Below are 20,608 nucleotides of genomic sequence, written 5' to 3' on the forward strand. Positions count from 1 at the left end.
TTGTGCCTATTCGATCCAGAGCGTTCCATCCTGACGGAACGGTGTTCCGTCAGCCATGTGTGCGGTCAGGCGCGTATCCCAATTGCCGGCAGCGGGCAGGGTAGCCTGCCCGACATAATTCCCATCAGACGTCTCGGAGAGCGTGACAAGCTGGTCGTAATTCTCGTTGATCGGATGGCGGAAGGCGAGGGTGATGCTGGCGGGCATCAACGCCTTGCCCGCATTGTCCGACAGGCGGGCCGAAACGGACATGGTGATGATTCCAGGGGGCGTCTGGTCTCGCTTGAAGGCGATCTCCACCTGCCAGCCGCGTGCCCGTTGGGCTTCTGCGTCGCGGATAGCCGCATTGTAAGTCAGGCCCTCCTGATAGGACTTTTGGCTGGTCAGCCCGGTCCAGGTGTCGAGGGCGACGATGACGAAGGTGACGTTCACCGCGATCACGATGCCGAAGAAGGCGAGTAGCATCAGCAGGACGTGTTTGCCTTTGATCTTCATGGGCATGCTCATATGGGTGTCACTCATTACTCTGGGGCCCTGAATACCGTGTCGTTGACGGCGCGGTTGCCGTCTGCGAGATCGGTGACGATGAAGTTGAAGTCTTCCCGGCCATCCGGCGCATTGGCCGCCGGGACGGCGACGAAGACCCTGAACTGGGCGAGCCGGTCCGCCGGGACTGTGAGGCCGGTGGTCCCATCCAGTCCGACAACAGTGACTAGCGCATTCTCCAGCCCCTCGACCGCGATCTCGAAGCGCCGTATCTCGTGCTTCTTGTTCAGGATCTTGATCGTGTAGCCATTCCGGATGCCGCCGTCGGACAGTTTGACGAACAGCGGGTTCCGGTCATGCAGGATATTTATGTCGAGTGTAGACCGGGTGATCAGCGTGGCCAGCATGATCAGCCCGACGAGCGCGATCAGGGCCGTATAGATGACGGTGCGGGCACGGAAGATCCGCGGTTTCTGCTCCGGCTCTCCCGCCGCTCGTCGCTCATGATTGACGTAGGTATCGTAGGAAATCAGGTTCAGCGGCCGGTTGATACGAGTCATCACCTCGTCGCAGGCATCGATGCAGAGCGCACAATGGATGCATTCGAGTTGCTGGCCATCCCGGATATCGATGCCCATCGGACAAACTGCGACGCACTGATTGCAGTCGATGCAGTCTCCCCGTGTCTCCCAGTCCATGTTCTTGCGGAACGGTGCGCGCGGTTCGCCCCGGTCGTCCTTGTAGGAGACGATCAGCGAGTCTTCGTCGACAAGCGCGCCCTGGATGCGGGGCCAGGGGCACATGAAGGTGCAGACCTGTTCGCGCATCATGCCGCCAAAAATATAAGTCGTGCCGGTCAGCACCGCGACGGTGCTGTAGGCGACGATGGGCGCCTGCAAGGTAAAGAGATCGACCAGCAATGTCGGCGCATCGGCGAAATAGAAAATCCAGGCGCCGCCGGTCGCCATGCCGATCAGTATCCACAACACATGCTTTATACTTTTGCGGGCGACTTTGTTGACGGATAGGGGCGCCTTGTCGAGCCGGATGCGGGCGCTGCGGTCACCCTCGGTCAGGCGCTCGACCCAGATGAAGAGATCGGTCCAGACTGTCTGCGGGCAGGTGTATCCGCACCAGACCCGCCCGGCGAGACTGGTGACAAGGAAGAGGGCGAGGGAGGCGATAATCAGCAGCCCGGTCAGGTAATAGACCTCTTCCGGCCAGATCTCGATGAAGAAGAAATAGAAACGCCGCGCCGGGAAATCGATCAGGATGGCCTGATCGGGCGCGTTCGGGCCGCGATCCCAGCGGATCCACGGGGCCAGGTAATAGACCGCCAGCGTCGCGGCCATGACCAGCCATTTGAGCTTTCGGAACACACCCTTTGCGCGCTTCGGATAGATCTTGACGCGCGCCTTATAGAGGGAGCGTTCCTCCTTCTTGTTGACGGCATCGACATCGATCGTCTCGACATTCGTCGATGGCGCTGTGGCTTGGCTGGCTGCTTGGCTGGCCTGGTCCATTGGGGTGACCTGTTTGTCGGTTGACTGACGGGGGCCGGAAAGGCCGGACCCGGATCACGCACGAGGTGTACTCCCGCCGGGGAACCGGCGGGAGTACAGAGGTTTATTCGCCGCCGCCGAGTGAGTGGACGTAGACGGCAAGCTGCTTGATGGTCGCCTCGTCGAGGCGGTTGGTCCAGGCGGGCATCACGCCGAAGCGGGCATTGCTGACCGTCTCGCGCAGGGCCTGGCGATCACCGCCATAGAGCCAGATCGCATCGGACAGCCGGGGAGCTCCGAAGTCGCGGAGGCCTTCGCCCTTTTCACCGTGGCAGGACGAACACTGCTCGGCGAAAACGGGCTGACCTTCTGCCGCCGCCGCCGTGTCATGTTCCTGCCCGGAGATCTTCAGGACATATTCCACGACCTGGCCAATCTGCTGCCGCTCAAGCAACCCGTCCTTACCGAAGGCCGGCATCTCGCTGTAGCGAGTGTCGTCATGGTCGGAGCGGATTCCGTAATGGATCGTGGCAGAGATCTCTTCCGGCGTGCCTCCCCAGATCCAGTCGTCATCGTTCAGGTTCGGGTAGCCAACGAAGCCTTGGGCACCCTGGCCGTGGCACTGGGAGCAGTTGACCGCGAAGGCCGACTTGCCGCCCGCGAGGGAGAAGTTCAGCAATTCGCTGTCGCTGCGGATATCGGCCAGTGATGCGACCTCGATCCGGTCGAGATACTGCGCCTGAGCCGCCTTGGCTTCGGCGATCTTGTCCATCACGTCCTGACGGGAGGAATAGCCGATCATGCCCTTTGTATGGCTGCTGATCAGGGGCCAGGTCGGATAGACGACCCAGTACCCCACAGCCCAGATAATGCAGGCATAGAAAGTCCAGAGCCACCAGCGCGGGAGCGGATTGTTGAGTTCCTTGATCCCGTCCCACTCATGACCGGTTGTCTCGATGCCGGTCACATCGTCTTTTTCAACATTGTGAGCCACGGTCAATCCTCCTCAAGCGGCAAATGCGCGGCTTTCTTGAACTTGCTCTTGTTGCCGGGCCACAGCGCGTAGACCACGGCGGTGCCGAACATCACGACCAGGAACACCAGGCCCCAGGATTGGGCGAAGGCGGAAACAGTCTGATACGTCATGGGTTCCTCCTCCTACCTGAGTGCCGGATCTTTGGCGTAGAGGTCGAAATCGACCAAAGTGCCGAGCATCTGGAGATAGGCGATCAGAGCATCAAGCTCGGACAGCTTTTCCGGATTGCCGTCGAAGTCCCGGACCTGAGCCTTCGGATAGCGTTCCATGAATGCATCGAAGTCGTCGGCATCGGGGTTGACCTGGGTGCGGGCGTCCTCGACGGCCTTCTCGATCATCTCGTCGGAATAGGGGACGCCTACGCCGCGATTGGCGGCGAGGTGACCGGCGAGATCCTCAATCTTGAGCGAATATTCGGCGAGGAACGGATAACCTGGCATGATCGATTCCGGCACCACGGAGCGCGGATTGTTCATGTGCGCGACGTGCCAATCGTCCGAGTAGCGTCCTCCGACCCGGGCGAGGTCCGGCCCGGTCCGCTTGGAGCCCCACTGGAACGGATGGTCGTACATGCTTTCCGCGGCGAGGCTGTAATGGCCGTAGCGCTCGGCCTCGTCCCGGAACGGCCGCACCATCTGGCTGTGGCAGTTGTAGCAGCCCTCGCGGATATAGATGTTCCGCCCGGCCAGTTCCAGCGGGGTGTAGGGCCGCATGCCCTTCACCTTCTCGATGGTGCTCTCGAGGTAGAAAAGCGGAGCGATTTCCACCAGACCGCCAATGGCGACGGTGATCAGAACGCCGACACAAAGCAGGATTGAGTTCTTCTCGAAGATCGCGTGTTTATTGAGAAGCGACATTGATCATTCTCCCGCCGCGACCGCAGCCTGGGGTGCGCGCACAGGCGCTCCCACGAACGGGGCTTCATCACGAAGATCGCCCCGCATGGTGCGGTAAAGATTGTAAGCCATGACCAGCGAACCAGCGACGAACACTGCGCCGCCGAGGGCCCGGATGACATAGAAGGGATGCATGGCTTCAACGGTCTCGACGAAGGAATATTCGAGGAAGCCGAGGCTGTCATACGCCCGCCACATCAGGCCCTGAAGGATACCGGACACCCACATCGAGGTGATGTAGAGGACGATGCCGATGGTCGAGATCCAGAAGTGCCAGCCAACCAGACGCAGCGAGTAGAGCCGCTCCCGGTTCCACATGATCGGAACCACGCAATAGAGCGCGCCGAAGCTGACCATGCCGACCCAGCCGAGCGCACCGGAATGCACGTGCCCGATGGTCCAGTCTGTGTAGTGACTGAGGCCGTTCACTGCCTTGATGGACATGACCGGTCCTTCGAAGGTGGACATGCCATAGAAGGCGACAGAGGTGACCAGCATACGGAGAACAGGATCGGTGCGGAGCTTGTCCCAAGCGCCCGAGAGCGTCATCAGGCCGTTGATCATACCGCCCCAGGACGGCATCCAGAGCATGATCGAGAAGGTCATGCCGAGAGTCTGTGCCCAATCCGGCAGCGCCGTGTAGTGCAGGTGGTGCGGGCCGGCCCAGATGTAGAGGAAGATCAGCGCCCAGAAGTGGATGATGGAGAGCCGGTAGGAATAGACCGGACGCTCCGCCCGCTTCGGGATGTAATAATACATGATGGCGAGGAAGCCGGCGGTCAGGAAGAAGCCGACCGCGTTATGCCCGTACCACCACTGGGTCAGCGCATCCTGTACCCCGGAGAAAGCCGAATAGCTCTTCGCACCGGCAAGGGAAACCGGCAGGGAGAGGTTGTTCACGATATGCAGCATCGCGATGGTGATGATGAACGCGAGGTAGAACCAGTTCGCGACATAGATATGCGGCTCGCGGCGCTTCCAGAGGGTGCCGAGGAAGACCAGCAGATAGGCCACCCAGACGATGGTCAGCCAGAGATCCACATACCATTCCGGCTCCGCATATTCCTTACTCTGGGTGATGCCCAGGAGGTAGCCGGTCGCGGCCAGCACGATGAACAGCTGATAGCCCCAGAACACGAACCACGGTGCGAGGCCGCCCGCGAGGCGTGCCTTACAGGTCCGTTGTACGACGTGGAAGGAAGTCATGATCAGCACGTTGCCGCCGAAAGCGAAAATCACGGCTGAGGTATGCAACGGACGCAGGCGCCCGAAATTTGTCCATGGAAGGTCGAAGTTCAGGACCGGGAAGGCGAGTTGCAAGGCGATGACCAGGCCGACGGTGAAGCCGACCACACCCCAGAAGGTGGAGGCGATGGCCCCGGCACGGATCACGCCATCCATATAGCCTACATCGTCACCGGCTACGGGAACTGCAGGGTTTGCGGCCATGTCGTAGTGGCGTTTCACCAGCACGAAACAGCCAAGGGTGAAAAAGGCAAAGAACAGAAAGGCATGGAAACCCAATTCGGGGCTTGCTGCCTTCGCCATCCAAAGCAGGCTCACGATAGAGCCAAGCGCGAAGAGTACGCCCATGACCCATGCGCCGCCGCTGTCGCGGTTTGCGGTTAGTGTGCTGTTCATGACTTCCCTCGCGATACTGAACACACCGAATTGACCACCCCGGACCCGGAGTAGCCGCTAATGGCACGCTAGAAGCATTCGACCGTGGCTACATTGATCCAAGTCAAATTCCAGCGTCATCCTGGCCCTGAGGCCGAAACTCTCTCAACAGATGCGATGCGGCCATGTGGCCGGACCGCGCAGCGGCAAAGCGCCGCATTTTTTAGTCCGGGATACCCTCCAGAGATCACACAGCCCCGGAATGCCGGGCTTTCCCAGTTTGCAGATACGCATCGAAAAACGCCGCCACGACACGAACATAAGGACGGCCGGGCGAATTTATTTCGAGTATTTTCCCGTTCCAGTTTATCAGCCCATCCGTTTGCATTTCCTTAAGAGGAGTCGCGTCATCGAATAACGCGCTAACGTCAATGCCGGCATCGGCGCAAAGCGAGGCGACGTCGACCGCATCGCCGCACATCAGACCTTCGATGATCTGTCGGCGCAGCCGATCGTCCGCACTGACCGCAATACCGCGCGTAACTGCGAGGCCGGTCTCCCGAACACTTTCCTCATAAAGCCGCGTGTCGGCGATGTTCTGGACATAGCCACCGGGCAACGCGCCGATGGATGATGCACCAAACCCGATCAGCGCGGATGCAGCGTCGGTCGTGTAACCCTGGAAATTGCGTTTCAGAGTCCCGGCTTCGGCCGCTTCGGCCATGCTGTCTCCCGGGCGTGCGAAATGGTCGATACCAATCTGCACATAGCCGGCGGAGAGAAGAATTTCCGCCATCGCCTCGGCCTGATCCCGTCGGACTTCCGGGCTCGGGAGAGCCTCGGTAGGTATCAGGTTCTGGTGTTTGCGCATCCAAGGCACATGTGCGTACCCGAAGACGGCAACCCGGCTGGGCTCCAGGGTCAGAGCCAGTTTGACGCTGCGGACCGCATCGGAGACGCCTTGATGCGGCAGGCCGTACATCAGATCGAAGTTCAGGGCATTGATGCCCGCGGCACGGAGCGCGCCAACGCGATCCGCGACCAACTCAAACGGTTGCTCGCGATTAATCGCGGCCTGCACAGCGGGGGTGAAATCCTGCAAGCCGAGGCTGGCCCGGGTGATCCCGGCAAGCGCATAGGCTTCGACGAGGCTGTCATCAAGACTACGCGGATCGATCTCGATGGCGATTTCTGCATCTTCCGCAACGGGGAAACGGTTGCGTAGAACCGCCATCAGACTGCTGAAATCATGCGCATTCAGCCGATTTGGTGAGCCGCCGCCCCAATGGATATGACGGACCGTACCTGGCTGACGGATGTGATCCGCGACGGTCTCGATTTCCCGTTCCAGGACACGGGCATATTCAGAAACGGGCCCATATTTCCGGGCCACCTGCATGGCGCAGCCGCAATACCAGCACAGTTGTTTGCAGAAAGGGACATGCAGATACAGGGACAAGGAATCTCTGGCGCCCAATGCACCGAGCCACTGCTTGTAGACCTCTGCATTAATGTCTTCGTGAAAGTGCGGCGCGGTCGGGTAGCTCGTGTAGCGCGGCACATTGCGCGTTCCGTATTTCTGCAGGAGCGCGTGCTCTGCCGCACCCGCCATGCGCATCATTTTCGTTGTTGGAGTCACCTGGATTGTCCGATCGGGCCGATTGTTTTTAAAGGCGCAGCTTGTGATCGCCGGGAACATGGTCGTTGGCCGGCTCCTGGGTGCTCTGCCAGTCCATGATTTCCTGCCGCAAGGCCTCGAACTGGCCTTCCTTCTGGCTGCCGAAGATTGGGTCCGCGGTGTCCGACAGCGCGTCGTCCAATGAGGTCCAGTCTTCGGAAGTCAGTACCCGTAAGGCCGTTGGAAAGAAGATGCTTTCCTCCATCCGTATGTGTCGCCGCTGCGACTCGATGAATTCGAGTGCCGCATTTGCGAACTGGCTGCGCGTAATGATGCCAGCGCCGAGGACGTTAGACAGGGCAGCCGCGAAAGCTTTTATGAAAGCCTCGCAGGCCTCGTGCTCTTCTTCGAGAGGTCCGATTTCTTCCGCGGCAGAGGCATCCCGTGCGACGATTTTCTCGTAAATTTTGTCTTCGCGAGCGTGATGGAATTCGGCTGGGTAAGTGAGGAAGTAGTCAACGATTGCCGACACGATCTCGTAGTCGGGCTCACCCGTGAGGTGCGCGTCCTTGATCTGATTCTCGAGAATCGACAGGAGAATGTCATGATGCCGATGATCTTTTTGTAGTATTTTCAGTATCTTAGGCACGGCGACCTCCCTCATTTAGGTCTTTGCTGCCAATAGCCTATGAAATGTGAAACCGGTCGGCGTTGACCTATGTCAAAACAGGCCGAGCCGGGATTTTACAAGGGCAAGCGTTGCCGCGGCGGTTCCCCCGGCATTGGTTGTTTCCCAGTTACCGAGCGACCCGTGCCCATGCCGGGCCTGCGCCAGCATGACCGTTTCGGTGGCATCCGATGCGTCATTGGACCTCCCGGCAATCCTCCGCGCCATGACTTCCTCCGGGACGTCGAGCCAGAAGCCTTTGAACGGAGCGGAAAGAGATTGGGCCAAAGCCGAGATGGCCTGCCGGTCTTCCGGGCGGTCGTTCACCGCGTCCATGATCACTGTATAGCCGGCCTGCAATGCTTCAGCGGCCCGGCTCAGCATCGTGCTGTAGACCTTGGCGCTGGAGTCGGAGCTGTAGGCCGCGGCCGGAAGGCGTTCGGTCGGGGCGCATCCGTGCAGCCGCTTCCGGATGACGTCGCTGCGCAGGTGGACGGCGCCCGGGGGCGGAGAGAGGGATTGGGCGAGAGCCTGCGCCAGGGTGGATTTGCCGGAACCCGAAAATCCGCCGACTCCGATCAGGACAGGCGTAGCCGGTTCGATCTGACGCTGTGCGGCCTGAAAGGACACGCGCGACTGCTCCAGCATTGCCTTTCTTATCGAGGGATCCTCTTGCGCCTCGGCGCCACTCACCATGATTTTCGCGCGCACGGCGGAACGCGTGGACAGGAACAAGGGGAGGCACGGTAGCCCGTCGTACCCGCCGTCGATAAAGTATCGGTTGAAGGCAAGATTGGCCAAGCAGGGGAGGCCCCGGATGTCCAGATCACTCAGGAAGTAGGCAAGATCGTAGAGCGTGTCGATACAGGCGAATCGTGGATTGAATTCAAGGCCGTCGAACAGGGTCGGCTCGCCATCAATCAGGCAGATGTTCCGGAGATGCAAATCGCCATGACAATGTTTGGCATGTCCGGCCTCGACCCGGGCGTCCAGCAGCGGGGTTAGCTGCGCGAGCGCTTCGCGTGCATGGGCTGTATAGGCTGCCGTTTCATCCGGAGGGAAATGCTCGGGCTGGGCTGCAAATTCCTCGAGGTTTTCCTCGATCACCCAGCGCATTCCTTCGGCGCCTGCTCCCGATGCATCGTCGGCTGGAAGTGATTCTGCGGCATTATGAAAGGCGCGAATGCGATCTGCCGTTTGCTCGATCAATTCCGGAGTGAGTGTGCCATCTTCCGCCATCCTGTCCAGCAGCGCGTCCTGCTCGAAGCGCCGCATTTCCAGAACATATTCAATGGTCTCGCCGGGACCGTCGAATGCGATAGCGCCGTCTTTCTCCCGGGTCAGGCGGCGAATGCCGAGATAGAGGTCGGGTGCGGCGCGACTATTCAGCGTGAGCTCGGCTTCCGTGAAGGTCTTCCGGCGTTCGAGCGTGCCGAAATCCATGTAAGGGAAAGAGACTGCGCGCTTCATCTTGTAAGCCCGATCCCCGGCAAGGAAAACGTGCGAGCCATGGGTCGCTATATGGACGGGCTCTTCATCTGGGGGCGGATCATAGTTTTTCGCGAGGGCCAGAAATTCCAAAGCCGCACTTTGGTTCTCGGTTTCTTCCATGGTTCGATGGCTCATGATGATCCGGTCCCGCATTCCGGTTGATCACTGATCATGGCGAAGTGCCTTGCACGCGACCATGACATGACTCAATCCGGGACATGACTCAATTGGGGGCAAGCCTCGACCGGACCGGCCGACGAGGGAGGAAATTGTGGGCAGAGCTGAAATCAACAGTGCGAATCAGGACGGACCGGCTGCGGCGACACGCGCGCTGGCTGACTGGATTGTTTCAATCGGGTCCGATGATATCGGTGCCGTGCCGCGCACCTGGGCGACCGATGCCGTGCTTGACTGGTTTGGCGTGACCATCGCCGGAAGCCGGGAGCCGCTAAGTCATATTCTTGCCGAAACCATGGGGGAAGAGGGCACTGGGCCGGCGCGTCTGATCGGTCGTGCCAACGCACTTAGCCCGCTTAATGCGGCACTGGTGAATGGTGCTGCGTCGCATGCACTCGATTACGACGATGTGAACTCCCGGATGCTGGGGCATCCGACCGTTCCGCTGGTTCCGGCATTGCTGGCGATTTCCGACATGCAGCCGGTATCCGGGCGTGCCTTCCTTGAGGCCTTCATCGTTGGCTATGAAGCAGAAGTTCTGACGGCTGAAATGGTCGGTGAGGGGCATTACGACCTTGGCTGGCATATGACGGCCACGGTCGGCACGGTTGGCGCTGCCGCGGCCTCGGCCCGCTTGCTTGGGCTCGATGCCGAACAGACGGCGCATGCGCTCGGCCTTGCCATCGCGCAGGCCGCAGGCCTCAAGTCGATGTTCGGCACCATGTCCAAGCCTTTCCAGGTTGGCAAAGCGGCGATGAATGGATTGCTGGCGGCCCGGCTGGCGAAAAAGGGCATGACGTCGCGCACCGATGCCATTGAATGCGCACAAGGCCTTGCCGATACCCAGTCCAATGGGTTTTTCCCGGTCGAAATGACGTCTGGCGGCAACCGGTCTTTCGCGGTGGAAGAGAATCTCTTCAAGTATCATGCGGCCTGCTACCTGACCCACTCGCCGATCGAGGCGGCCCGTCGGCTTCGTGAGCTTCATTCCATTGAGCCCGGAGCAGTGGACCGCGCGACCATCGAGGTGAACAAGGGTGCGTTGACCGTCTGCAATATCGATCGCCCGGAAACCGGCCTTGAGATCAAGTTCAGCCTGAAGCATACGGTCGGCATGGCTTTGAGCGGTGTGGATACGGGCGATCTCGACGCCTACACGGACGCGACGGCTCAGGATGACGCGCTACGCGCCCTGGGTCGGCGTTCCATGGTCGTTGGTATCGAGAGCGATATCTGGAGCTTCGGCCGGGTTAAGCTCGATCTGAAAGACGGCTCTTCGGTGGAAGAAACGCAGAATGTGGGCGTTCCTGCATCCGATCAGCCGGAGCAGCGTCGCCGCCTGTTGGCCAAGTTCGGGACCATGAGTGAACCGTTCCTAGGCGCCAGTCGGACAGATGAACTCGCGGAGCGCATCCTGTCGTTAAACGAAGCAACGGATGCCAGCGTCCTTTCGGAACTGGCGCAGACATCCTGACAATCCTCAGACGATTGAGGCTCAGGTCGTTCCTAAAGCGACGCTCGAAAGAGCTTTCAGGTCGGGAATGATAACCAGAGACGGGCGAGGAAGCCGGATGATTTCGGCTTTCTTGAAGCTGGACATGATCCGGCTGATGGTTTCCGGCTGCATGCCCAGATGGTCGGCGATGCGCTCGCGCCGCATGCTGAGCTTCAGCTCCACCCCGCGCTTGGTTACCCGGCCGGTGCGTTCGGCAAGGTCCAGCAGGAAACCGGCGAGGCGTTCGGCCGCGGACGACCGCGCCAGCAGGAACATCCGCGCCTGGGTGCGGCTGACTTCGTCTCGGGCGGCACTGTAAAGAGCTTTGACCAATCCCGCCGCACCGGGTGCGCTTTGCGTGATCGGATCGACGGAGATGATGCAAAGTTCAGTCGGCTGTACGGCTTCGTAGAATTCGCGAATATCGCCGGACTCCTGTTGCGGCAGGGGCCAGGACAGATCGCCATTGGTCTTGAAGGCCGCGATATGACGGCGCCCGTCATCGGAAATATGTTCCTGCATGAGCATGCCGTTAACGATGCGGAAGATGGTATCCGGCGCAAAACCCGCAACATCCAGCTTCTCTCCGGCTCGTGCAGAAATGCGGGTAACCGCATTAGGGCATGTGGAGAGCCCGGCTTTGCCGACCGCTTGACGGATAGGGCACCTCAACTCCTCGCACCCACAGCAGGGCCCGGTTCCGGTTCGTTCCATCAATGCTGGAGAAGCCACATCCATAGCCGGTTCGCTTTCCTGTTTCATATGCCGGTGGCATGAAAACAGATGAAGCATGCATAGCGGCCCGCCGGCCGGCATTGATCCAGATCAATTGAATGCGGGAGGGATCAGCCCCGGGCGGCGAGGCGCATCTTGATCGGTCCGGTGGCTCGGCTATTGATCATTTGATCCAGGTAGAGGTTGTCCGCCTCCGGAACATCATCGCGCTTTCCAGACCATTTGATCTCGCCGTCGAACAACATGGCGACATTGTCGAAGCGGCTGCGTGCTGCCTTCATGTCGCCGGTCACGACAAGCACGGTTGTGCCCTTGCCTGATGTTTCCCGCTCGATCAGCGAGAGGATCGTGTTGGTCAGAATCGGGTCGAGCCCCGCCGTCGGATCGTCGAGGATCAGCAGCTCCGGGTTGCCGACCATGGCCCGGGCAACACCGACTCGTTTCTGCATGCCGCCTGACAGTTCCACCGGGTACAGATCGGCCATTTCCTCGCCGAGCCCGACGGAAGCCATGCGTTTAACCGCACGGTCGCGTGCCTCGGATCGCGAAACCCCTTCGTGATTGATCAGGCGGAAGGCGATATTTTCCCAGATCCTGAGGCTGTCAAAGAGGGCGTTTTGCTGGAACAGCATGCCGATGCGACCCTGGAAATCGCTCCATTCGTCGGTGCTCATGCCACTAAGTTCGAGATCGCCATAGCGCATGCTGCCGCTGTCGACCTGCATCAGGCCGACCAGACATTTAAGCAAGACGGACTTCCCGCTCGCCGACGGCCCGATCAGGACCGTCGACTGTCCGGCGGGAATATTCAGGGAGACCGACCGCAGCACCTCATTATCGGTGAAGCTCTTTGCGAGCCCATCGAGACGGATGTCCGGAGCGCTTCCTGATCCCATGCTTTTCTTCCTCGGCTCTGCGTTAGCTGGCGGCGCGAAGACCCTTCGTTCGAGCTTCGTCCACCATGCCTTTTCCATCGACGGCGACACCATATACCGTCTCTGCCGCCTCGGGCGAAACAAAGCCGAGCAGGACGTCCCGCGCAACCTCTGACGGATCGCGTTCGTGCGGATTTCCGAGACCGCCGCCTCCCGGCATGGAAATTATCAGCTTGTCGTCTCCGTTGACGCTTTGCCGGCCTTTCGAGTTCAACCGGCTGCCGTCGTTCGCCCGTTCGATGATACCGGCCGTCCCGTCACCGCCGCCGTTGCGGCCGCGTGGGGGGTAGGTCACCCGGTCGAACATGCAGTTGATGGCGAAGGGGGCATGCTGGGAATGGGAAATCTCCATCACCTGACCGACGCCGCCGCGATACCTCCCGGCGCCGCCACTGTCGGCACGATATTCCTTACGCCAGATCACCAGCGGAGCGATGGTCTCGTTCACCTCAATCGGGGTGTTTCGAACACCGGACGGGAACGCCGTGGCGTTGAGCCCGTCCTTGTCCGGGCGCGCGCCTGTGCCGCCTGCATGGAAGGTATTGATGGCGAACGGCGTTGCGTCGCCGTAATCCTCATCGGTCAGGCCGTGCCCGCCGAGCAGCACCGGGTTCCAGAGGCAGGAGGTTCCTTCAGCCGGTACCCGGTCGGGGATCACCTGGTTGAGGCAGCCGAGCACGACGTCCGGCAGCATCTGACCTATCACGTGCCGGGCGGTTACCGCGCATGGATGCTCGGCATTGAGGATGGAGCCTTTTGGCGCGCCGATGATCACCGGGGCGAGGGAGCCGGCATTGTTAGGCACCGCTCCGCCGACGACGCAGCGGATGCCGAAGCTGGCATAGGCCTGCGTGTAGGTTAGCGGCACGTTGATGCCGAAGCTCGATATGCCGGAGGTACCGGTGAAATCGACCTCGATTTCCTCGTCACGGATTGTCAGCGCGGCGACCAGATCGATCGGGCTTTCATAGCCGTCGATCCGCATGGAATTGTGGTAGGTGCCGTTCGGTAATTCGCGGATTTCCGCGGCCATGCCTGCCCGTGCGCTCTCGATCACATAATCGGCGAGCGTGTCGAGCGTCTCCATGCCGAACTCGCGCATCATGTCGATCAGGCGCGTACCGCCGACATCGTTACAGGCTGCGAGGGAATAGAGATCGCCCTCGACCTCGATCGGATTACGGACATTGTTGCGGATGATGGCAAGCACCGGCTCCACGAACTCGCCGTTCTCGGCCAGCCGCATGATCGGGATATTGATCCCTTCCTCGTAGATCTGCCGGCCGTCAGGCCCGAAACCCTTGCCGCCGACATCGACCACGTGGGTGGTGCAGGCAAAAAGCGCGACGATCTCGTTGCCGAGGAAGGTCGGGGTGACCACGGTGAAGTCGTTCAGGTGGCCGGTGCCGAGCCAGGGGTCGTTGGTGACGAAGATGTCGCCCGGCTTCATGACCTCTAGAGGGAACCTCTCCAGGAAGAACCCGACCGAGGCGGCCATGGCATTGACGTGACCCGGCGTGCCGGTCACCGCCTGGGCCAGCATGCGGCCCTTGCAGTCATAGACGCCGGCGGAAATATCTCCAGCCTCACGGGCGGAAGTGCTGAAAGCGGTCCGGATCAGGGTCTGGGCCTGCTCTTCCACAACGGAGAGCAGACGGTTCCACTGGATCTGCATGCGGATCTGGTCGAGGGCTGATTTCTGGCTCATGTCTGTGCTCCCTCAGGCCGCTTGCTTGCGGTTCAGGATGAGGTACCCGAGTTCGTTGACGGTCGCGTCGAACGCGGATGTCACGATGGTCGTGGTCTGGGACTCGGAGATGATGGCCGGACCCTGAATGGATGCGCCAACCGGCAGGCTGTCGCGCCAGTAGATCTTGGCTTCGACATAGGTGCCGGTGGCCGGATCGAATAGCTCACGATTGCCGGTTGCTTCCGCCGCTCCGCCGCTGGGCGCTGTCAGCTCGGCCGGGATCTGCGGCCGCGGGGCCGTCATGGTCAGCGTCCAGCTCAGGATCTCAGGTTCCGGTCCCGGGATGATCCGGCCATAGAGCCGCTTGTACTCGCTCTCAAACGCTGCCCGGATCGTGTCAGCATGGTCTGCGGTCAGGGCACCGTCGGGCAGGGGAACGGCAATTTCATGGCCCTGTCCGACATAGCGCATGAAGGCTGTCCGGGTTTCCTGGAGCGCGGCCCCGCCGGCACCACTTGAAACGATGACGCGGGCCTCGTCCGCCATGCCGGAGAGCAGTGTATTGATCTCACCCGCATCGAAGTCCGAAAGCTTGACGTATCTGGAGCGGACGACTTCGTAGGAGATCGGTGCACGCAGGAAGCCGATTGCCGAGCCGACACCGGCGCCGGTCGGCACAACGACAGTCGGAATGTCGAGTTTCTCTGCCAGTCTTGCGGCGTGCAGAGGGGCCGCACCGCCGAAAGCGATCATCGCCCGTGCCGCGATATCCTTGCCCCACTCGATGGCGTGGACGCGGGCGGCGTTGGCCATGTTCTCGTCGACGATCTCGCAGACACCGAAGGCGGAAAGCGCTTCGGAAAGGTCCATCTTGTCGCCGACCTCGGCCTTGAGGGCGGCCTTGGCCTTCTCTGGATTGAGCGCGACCGATCCTCCGGCGAAGCTCGCCGGGTCGATCTTGCCAAGTACTACGTCAGCGTCGGTCACGGTCGGCCGGGTGCCGCCCTGATCGTAGCTGGCCGGTCCCGGGTCGGCACCGGCGCTGTGGGGGCCGACAGCAATCCGGCCGAGCTTGTCGACAGCCGCGATGGAACCGCCACCGGCACCGATCTCGACCATCTCGATGGCGGGAATGCGGACAGGCCAGCCGCTGCCCTTCATGTTGCGGTAGACCCGCGCGACCTCGAAGGTGCGCGTGGTCTGCGGCATGAAATCGTCCAGCAGGCAGATCTTCGCGGTGGTGCCGCCCATGTCGTAGGAGACGACGCTGGCAAGATCGCACTCGCGGGCAATTTCGCTCGCCAGGATGGCGCCGCCAGCGGGGCCGGATTCGACCAGCCGGATCGGGAATTTCATCGCCGTATCCAGCGTGGTCAGGCCGCCGCCGGATGTCATCAGCAGAACCGGACAAGCGAAACCGCGCTTTTTCAGATCCTCACGCAGGATGCCGAGATAGCGGGACATGATCGGCTGCACATAGGCATTGGCCGATGCCGTCGATTGCCGCTCATATTCGCGGATTTCCGGGCAAACCTCGCTCGACAGCGTGATGCTGAGATTGGGGAGGGCCTTGCGCAGGATTTCGCTGACACGCTCTTCGTGAGCGCCGTTGGCGTAGGAGTGAATAAGGCCGATGGCGATCGATCCGATGTCGTGGCTCTCGATCAGCGGGACCAGGGCATCGACGCTCGCCTCGTCCAGCGGGATCAGCACTTCGCCCCGGAAGTTCAGACGCTCGCGCACGGACCAGCGCAAATTGCGCGGCACCAGCGGGTCCGGCCGATCGATATTGATGTCATATTGCTCGAACCGGTTCTCGAAGGCCATTTCCACGGAGTCCCGTAGGCCCTCGGTGGTGATCAGCGCCGTCTTCGCGCCTTTCCGTTCGATCAAGGCGTTCGTTGCCAGTGTGGTGCCGTGGATCAGCAGACCGATATCGGCCGGCGAGGCATTGGCCACCTCAAGCGCCTTTTCGATCCCCTCCATCACACCGCGCTCGGGCATTGACGGGGTTGTCAGCACCTTCGCCGTGAAGCGCTTGGGGCCAAATTCGAGTGCGACATCCGTAAAGGTGCCGCCGACATCGACCGCGAGGCGGCCTTGCACAGAGGTCTCAGGCATTTCGATACAATCGGTTTTTAAAAGAGAGCAGTCGGAAAGGAACTGACGTTAGTAAAGACGTATGACCACCGGTCGTCAATGAATGACGCTCATCATAGCCGGACAACATTGCCCGGTTCCGTTTTCAGCACTTCGGCGCAATATCGCCGTGCCTCGGCTTCTGCCCGATCCTGATCCTCGTAGAGCCCGGATGCGTGCGAGGATTCGACTTGTCGGCCGTCCTGCCAGATTGACCACGGATACCGTATGCCGTCCGGACTGGCCCAGCATTCTATGTAGATCTCGATCATGACCTCGATCCCCAAAGCCGGCTTGATGAGTTGTCAGGTATAGACCGGTTGCGCGTCCGCTTTTTGACGCTGGACTCATTAAATCATCCCGGCGGGGGGCATGGCGAGTGTCTGGTTCCGATTTTCAGACAGAAAGGGAATACTGGATTGAGGCGGCGGGCAAAATCAGATCGGGCGGGATGCCGTCGCCGGGCAGTCGGCAGCGGGATCAGGCGACCATTCCCTGGAAACGCGAGAAATAGGCATCAGATGGAGGCGGCAGGGAGCCGTCCACGCCGTTGACAGTCTTTTCCAGATACGACTGTGCCGGTTCTTTGAGGATATCGTACATCCGAGCGGCAAGGTCGGTCGCCCGGCGTCCGCTCCATGTCTCCGGCATGATGTCGGCGGGAAGGCCCGGATCACGGAGCAATGCCCGCCGGTAGACGTGAACCATCAATATCCGCAGCTCGAACGCCGTCTCCGGCGTCAGGAGCCTGTGGTTTTCTTCAAGGGCGTTCAGAACCGGATCGAAGCTATCGATAAAGGCCCGATAGGCATTGTCGGTCTCTTCCAGGTCCCAGGTTTCACGACACAAGGTGCGCAAGGTCTCTATTGGGGAGCCCGGGGCGGCTTCGAACAATGCGACCCGGTCTTCAAGTCCGAGATTTGCAAGTTCCTGCTTCGCTCCGTCGAGATCGCCTCCGATACCGAGCAGGACCTGCGGGCCGAGAGAGCCGTATCCCGCCCATCCCAGGGCCTTTCTGAGAGCGTCACGCTCGGCGCTGTCCACAGCGCTTGTCAGCAGGGCAATCTGCCAGGCTGCATCGGCGGCTTTGCGGGTGCGGGGCGGCGCATAAATCCGCCTTTGCGCGGCATCGAATTCCTGGCGGCCGTTCTCAGTCAGGGAATAGATGCTGCGGCGCCCTATATGCCGTGCTGTCAGGATATCGTCCTGGGCCAATCTGAAAACGGCGGTCCGAACCACCCGCTCGCCGACATCGAAGACTTCCATCAATCTGATCAGGTCGCTGAGCCAGGCAGTGCCGCCATGCGGCAGGATGGCGTCTCCGTAGACAGTCACGATCAGGGACTTCGCGCGCGGTTTCAGCTCCGTGAGCGTGTCGCGGGCAAGAACCGAAAGCGTATCGGGATTAACGGCGATGCTCATTATTGCGGTGCGTCACCGACGAGGGCACCGCCGATGGTCCGCGATTTGCCGCGAAAGAAGGCGACGGGTGTGCCGTCGGATGTTGTCACAACGGTGTCGTAGATCCCCGAGCGGCCACGGTGAAACTGTTCTTCACAGGTTGCGACCAGATCGTCGCCTTCGCGTGCGGGATTGACGAAATTGATGTCGCAGCTCTGGGCCACTGTCAGGGCATTTGCCGAATTGCAGGCGAAAGCAAAGGCGCTGTCGGCGAGGGTGAATATCATGCCGCCATGACAGGTTTGATGACCATTCAGCATGTCCGCGCGCACTGTCATGCGCAGCCGCGCATATCCGGGCGCAATTTCCTCGACCTGCATGCCAAGGGCTTTTGTCGCCGCGTCGTTCGCGTACATCCAGTCGGCTACGCGCCGGGCCGTTTCTTCCGCGTTTTCCTGTGCGCCACTGCTGGTCTGACTGTCGTTCATGTCCTGTCCTTGTTATATTTTATGATACAGTTTTTTCTGGACGATTGGGAAATTATGTATCACATTGTTGATGCTATTCGGCAACGTCCGAGTTAAGCGAGGAAACGCAATGGTGGAAAGCCAAAGTCCGGGTCAAGCCTCGGAAACTGAAGAAGCGGCACGTTTCCAGGCGCGGGTCGATCAGGAAATCAAGATTGAGCCGCGTGACTGGATGCCCGAAGGGTATCGGAAAACCCTGGTTCGGCAGATTTCCCAGCATGCGCATTCCGAGATTGTCGGGATGTTGCCGGAAGGCTGCTGGGTCACGCGAGCGCCGTCCCTGCGCCGCAAGGTGCAGTTGCTGGCCAAGATCCAGGATGAAGCCGGGCACGGCCTTTATCTCTACAGCGCGGCAGAAACTCTCGGCACGCCACGCTCGGAGATGATTGACGCGCTGCATAGCGGCCGGGCGAAATATTCGAACATTTTCAATTATCCGGTCCTCTCCTGGGCGGACATCGGCACGATTGGCTGGCTGGTCGATGGCGCGGCCATCATTAATCAGATCGCTCTCTGTCGGTGCTCTTACGGGCCTTATGCAAGGGCTATGGAGCGGATCTGCCGGGAAGAGAGTTTTCATCAGCGCCAAGGCTACGAAATCATGATGTCGATGGCCTTCGGGACATCGGAGCAGAAGCGCATGGCGCAGAGCGCGCTGGACCGCTGGTGGTGGCCGTCGCTGATGATGTTCGGTCCAAGCGACCGTGATTCCGCGCATTCCTCCCAATCCGTGGCTTGGAAGATCAAGCGCGTCTCCAATGACGATCTGCGGCAGCAATTCATCGATATGACGGTGCCGCAGGCGGAGTATCTGGGGCTCACGATGCCGGACCCGGACCTGAAGTGGAACGAGGAGAGCGGCCATTACGATTTCGGTGAGATCGACTGGGCCGAGTTGAAGCGCGTCGTTTCCGGTGACGGCCCCTGCAACAAGGAGCGCATGACGGCCCGGATCAAGGCCCATGAAGAAGGTGCATGGGTTCGTGAAGCTGCCGTCGCTTACGCGGACAAGAAGCGTCAGCGCGAAAGCGCAGCGCGTATTGCAGCCGAATAACATACGAACAGCATGTCTTGCCGGCGCATTTGCACCGGCGGATCAGGAGAGAAAGCATGACAGCCGGGAATGACTGGCCGCTTTGGGAAGTTTTCATCCGCGCACGCGAGGGCCTGTCCCACAAGCATGTCGGATCATTGCACGCGTGCGACGCCGAGATGGCGCTGCAGCATGCCCGCGACGTCTATACAAGGCGGCGCGAAGGCGAGAGTATCTGGGTGGTGCAGTCGACCGATATCGTTGCCTCCGCACCGGCAGACAGGGAATCCCTTTTCGATCCGGCCGATGCCAAGATCTACCGTCATCCGACCTTCTATGAGGTGCCGGATGAAGTGGAATGCCTGTGACCCGGGTCCAATGGAGACCATGACATGACAGCCGCCGCGCAACGCGAAGCGCTCTTCGAGTATCTGCTCCGCCTGGGGGACAATTGCCTGATCCTCGGACACCGGCTGTCCGAATGGTGCGGCAAGGGGCCGGTCCTCGAGGAGGACATCGCGCTCTCCAATATCGCGCTCGATCTTGTTGGCCAGTCCACGCTTTGGCTCGACCTGGCGGCGACGGTTGAAGGTGCCGGAAGGGATGCCGATGCGCTTGCCTTCAAACGCGACGTGCTGGACTGGCGGAATTTTCTGCTGGTCGAGCAGCCGAATGGCGATTTCGCCCATACTATTGTCCGCCAGTTCCTGTTCGACTGTTTCCATGTCGAGCTACTGCAGGCACTGACAAAGTCGACCAATCAGGAAATCGCCAACATCGCGGCCAAGGCCATCAAGGAGGCGGTCTATCATCGCCGCCACAGCGGGCAGTGGGTCATTCGCCTCGGGGACGGGACGGAAGAGAGCCGGGCGCGGGCACAGGCTGCGCTCGAACAGCTCTGGGGCTACACAAAGGAGCTGTTCGACGGCGATGCCATCGATGAGATGATGATGCAGGCCGGGATCGCGATCGATCCGGGCGATTTCCACGAGAACTGGCGTGACGCGGTCACGGCTGTACTCAGTGAGGCCACGCTCACGGTCCCGGAAGCTACCTGGTCCATCGGCGGTGGCAAGAAGGGCGTCCATTCGGAGCATCTGGGATTCCTGCTGGCGGAAATGCAGTTCCTGCCACGGGCTTATCCGGATGCCAAATGGTGA

The 20,608-nt window shown here is 60.6% G+C and carries 20 protein-coding genes; 4 read left to right on the forward strand and 16 right to left on the reverse strand.

Features of this window, described 5'->3' with window-relative positions; translation table 11 throughout:
* Positions 1-6: 6 nt before the first annotated feature.
* From IG629_RS02840 to IG629_RS02880, 9 genes are all read right to left on the reverse strand, one after another.
* Positions 7-522, reverse strand: coding sequence for a FixH family protein (locus IG629_RS02840; RefSeq protein WP_193170467.1), 516 nt, complete (start codon positions 520-522; stop codon positions 7-9).
* Positions 522-2,009 carry a cytochrome c oxidase accessory protein CcoG gene (gene ccoG, locus IG629_RS02845; protein ID WP_193170468.1) on the reverse strand — a complete coding sequence of 496 codons (1,488 nt, stop codon included), beginning with the start codon at positions 2,007-2,009 and terminating at the stop codon, positions 522-524. Before ccoG ends, IG629_RS02840 begins: the two co-directional genes overlap by 1 nt.
* Before the next feature lie 103 nt (positions 2,010-2,112).
* Positions 2,113-2,982, reverse strand: coding sequence for a cytochrome-c oxidase, cbb3-type subunit III (gene ccoP / locus IG629_RS02850; RefSeq protein ID WP_193170469.1), 870 nt, complete (start codon positions 2,980-2,982; stop codon positions 2,113-2,115).
* Positions 2,983-2,984: 2 nt separating this feature from the next.
* Positions 2,985-3,134: a cbb3-type cytochrome c oxidase subunit 3 gene (locus tag IG629_RS02855; RefSeq protein ID WP_193170470.1), complete on the reverse strand. Its 150-nt coding sequence runs from the start codon at positions 3,132-3,134 to the stop codon at positions 2,985-2,987.
* 12 nt (positions 3,135-3,146) lie between these two features.
* Complete coding sequence (ccoO, locus tag IG629_RS02860) at positions 3,147-3,881, reverse strand: cytochrome-c oxidase, cbb3-type subunit II (protein WP_193170471.1); 735 nt, start codon at positions 3,879-3,881, stop codon at positions 3,147-3,149.
* A 3-nt stretch (positions 3,882-3,884) separates the two neighbouring features.
* Positions 3,885-5,369, reverse strand: coding sequence for a cytochrome-c oxidase, cbb3-type subunit I (gene ccoN, locus IG629_RS02865; protein ID WP_226886412.1), 1,485 nt, complete (start codon positions 5,367-5,369; stop codon positions 3,885-3,887).
* Between the two features lie 418 nt (positions 5,370-5,787).
* Complete coding sequence (hemN, locus tag IG629_RS02870) at positions 5,788-7,179, reverse strand: oxygen-independent coproporphyrinogen III oxidase (protein WP_319024996.1); 1,392 nt, start codon at positions 7,177-7,179, stop codon at positions 5,788-5,790.
* Between the two features lie 28 nt (positions 7,180-7,207).
* Positions 7,208-7,807, reverse strand: coding sequence for a hemerythrin domain-containing protein (locus IG629_RS02875; protein ID WP_193170473.1), 600 nt, complete (start codon positions 7,805-7,807; stop codon positions 7,208-7,210).
* A 72-nt stretch (positions 7,808-7,879) separates the two neighbouring features.
* Entirely contained in the window at positions 7,880-9,451 is a 1,572-nt protein-coding gene (locus IG629_RS02880; RefSeq protein ID WP_193170474.1) for a bifunctional aminoglycoside phosphotransferase/ATP-binding protein, read from the reverse strand.
* A gap of 136 nt (positions 9,452-9,587) precedes the next feature.
* Between IG629_RS02880 and IG629_RS02885 the strand changes: the two genes are divergently transcribed.
* Positions 9,588-10,967 carry an MmgE/PrpD family protein gene (locus IG629_RS02885; RefSeq protein ID WP_193170475.1) on the forward strand — a complete coding sequence of 460 codons (1,380 nt, stop codon included), beginning with the start codon at positions 9,588-9,590 and terminating at the stop codon, positions 10,965-10,967.
* Between the two features lie 21 nt (positions 10,968-10,988).
* On the opposite strand, the gene IG629_RS02890 is transcribed toward IG629_RS02885, so the two are convergent.
* From IG629_RS02890 to paaI, 7 genes are all read right to left on the reverse strand, one after another.
* Entirely contained in the window at positions 10,989-11,660 is a 672-nt protein-coding gene (locus IG629_RS02890) for a Crp/Fnr family transcriptional regulator (RefSeq protein ID WP_193170476.1), read from the reverse strand.
* A 173-nt stretch (positions 11,661-11,833) separates the two neighbouring features.
* Complete coding sequence (locus IG629_RS02895; protein ID WP_193170477.1) at positions 11,834-12,619, reverse strand: ABC transporter ATP-binding protein; 786 nt, start codon at positions 12,617-12,619, stop codon at positions 11,834-11,836.
* A 22-nt stretch (positions 12,620-12,641) separates the two neighbouring features.
* Positions 12,642-14,366, reverse strand: coding sequence for a hydantoinase B/oxoprolinase family protein (locus tag IG629_RS02900; protein WP_193170478.1), 1,725 nt, complete (start codon positions 14,364-14,366; stop codon positions 12,642-12,644).
* A gap of 12 nt (positions 14,367-14,378) precedes the next feature.
* Positions 14,379-16,469 carry a hydantoinase/oxoprolinase family protein gene (locus IG629_RS02905; RefSeq protein WP_193170479.1) on the reverse strand — a complete coding sequence of 697 codons (2,091 nt, stop codon included), beginning with the start codon at positions 16,467-16,469 and terminating at the stop codon, positions 14,379-14,381.
* A gap of 92 nt (positions 16,470-16,561) precedes the next feature.
* Positions 16,562-16,759, reverse strand: a complete 198-nt coding sequence (locus IG629_RS02910) for a hypothetical protein (RefSeq protein WP_028464789.1) — start codon at positions 16,757-16,759, stop codon at positions 16,562-16,564.
* A gap of 208 nt (positions 16,760-16,967) precedes the next feature.
* Positions 16,968-17,909 (reverse strand): PaaX family transcriptional regulator, encoded by a 942-nt coding sequence (locus tag IG629_RS02915; RefSeq protein WP_193170480.1) that lies wholly within the window; start codon positions 17,907-17,909, stop codon positions 16,968-16,970.
* On the reverse strand, positions 17,909-18,376 hold the full coding sequence (paaI, locus tag IG629_RS02920; protein ID WP_193170481.1) for a hydroxyphenylacetyl-CoA thioesterase PaaI: 468 nt from the start codon (positions 18,374-18,376) through the stop codon (positions 17,909-17,911). Before paaI ends, IG629_RS02915 begins: the two co-directional genes overlap by 1 nt.
* Positions 18,377-18,485: 109 nt before the next feature.
* Between paaI and paaA the strand changes: the two genes are divergently transcribed.
* From paaA to paaC, 3 genes are read left to right on the forward strand one after another with little or no spacing between them, the layout of a single operon-like run.
* Positions 18,486-19,469, forward strand: a complete 984-nt coding sequence (gene paaA, locus IG629_RS02925; RefSeq protein WP_193170482.1) for a 1,2-phenylacetyl-CoA epoxidase subunit PaaA — start codon at positions 18,486-18,488, stop codon at positions 19,467-19,469.
* Positions 19,470-19,525: 56 nt separating this feature from the next.
* Positions 19,526-19,816: a 1,2-phenylacetyl-CoA epoxidase subunit PaaB gene (gene paaB / locus IG629_RS02930; protein WP_193170483.1), complete on the forward strand. Its 291-nt coding sequence runs from the start codon at positions 19,526-19,528 to the stop codon at positions 19,814-19,816.
* A gap of 24 nt (positions 19,817-19,840) precedes the next feature.
* A complete protein-coding gene (paaC, locus tag IG629_RS02935) occupies positions 19,841-20,608 on the forward strand; it encodes a 1,2-phenylacetyl-CoA epoxidase subunit PaaC (protein WP_193170484.1) in 768 nt (255 codons plus the stop codon).

It is taken from the genome of Nisaea nitritireducens (assembly GCF_014904795.1).
GTDB classification, from domain to species: Bacteria; Pseudomonadota; Alphaproteobacteria; order Thalassobaculales; family Thalassobaculaceae; genus Nisaea; species Nisaea nitritireducens.

Bases quoted from the DNA above. Each gene is read 5' to 3' on its own strand.
- paaA (WP_193170482.1), top strand. From the start codon at position 18,486: ATGGTGGAAAGCCAAAGTCCGGGTCAAGCCTCGGAAACTGAAGAAGCG.
- ccoG (WP_193170468.1), bottom strand. From the start codon at position 2,009: ATGGACCAGGCCAGCCAAGCAGCCAGCCAAGCCACAGCGCCATCGACG.
- IG629_RS02840 (WP_193170467.1), bottom strand. From the start codon at position 522: ATGAGTGACACCCATATGAGCATGCCCATGAAGATCAAAGGCAAACAC.
- IG629_RS02915 (WP_193170480.1), bottom strand. From the start codon at position 17,909: ATGAGCATCGCCGTTAATCCCGATACGCTTTCGGTTCTTGCCCGCGAC.
- IG629_RS02880 (WP_193170474.1), bottom strand. From the start codon at position 9,451: ATGAGCCATCGAACCATGGAAGAAACCGAGAACCAAAGTGCGGCTTTG.
- IG629_RS02910 (WP_028464789.1), bottom strand. From the start codon at position 16,759: ATGATCGAGATCTACATAGAATGCTGGGCCAGTCCGGACGGCATACGG.
- ccoN (WP_226886412.1), bottom strand. From the start codon at position 5,369: ATGGCCGCAAACCCTGCAGTTCCCGTAGCCGGTGACGATGTAGGCTAT.
- IG629_RS02895 (WP_193170477.1), bottom strand. From the start codon at position 12,619: ATGGGATCAGGAAGCGCTCCGGACATCCGTCTCGATGGGCTCGCAAAG.
- paaC (WP_193170484.1), top strand. From the start codon at position 19,841: ATGACAGCCGCCGCGCAACGCGAAGCGCTCTTCGAGTATCTGCTCCGC.
- IG629_RS02900 (WP_193170478.1), bottom strand. From the start codon at position 14,366: ATGAGCCAGAAATCAGCCCTCGACCAGATCCGCATGCAGATCCAGTGG.
- paaI (WP_193170481.1), bottom strand. From the start codon at position 18,376: ATGAACGACAGTCAGACCAGCAGTGGCGCACAGGAAAACGCGGAAGAA.
- IG629_RS02855 (WP_193170470.1), bottom strand. From the start codon at position 3,134: ATGACGTATCAGACTGTTTCCGCCTTCGCCCAATCCTGGGGCCTGGTG.
- paaB (WP_193170483.1), top strand. From the start codon at position 19,526: ATGACAGCCGGGAATGACTGGCCGCTTTGGGAAGTTTTCATCCGCGCA.
- ccoO (WP_193170471.1), bottom strand. From the start codon at position 3,881: ATGTCGCTTCTCAATAAACACGCGATCTTCGAGAAGAACTCAATCCTG.
- IG629_RS02905 (WP_193170479.1), bottom strand. From the start codon at position 16,469: ATGCCTGAGACCTCTGTGCAAGGCCGCCTCGCGGTCGATGTCGGCGGC.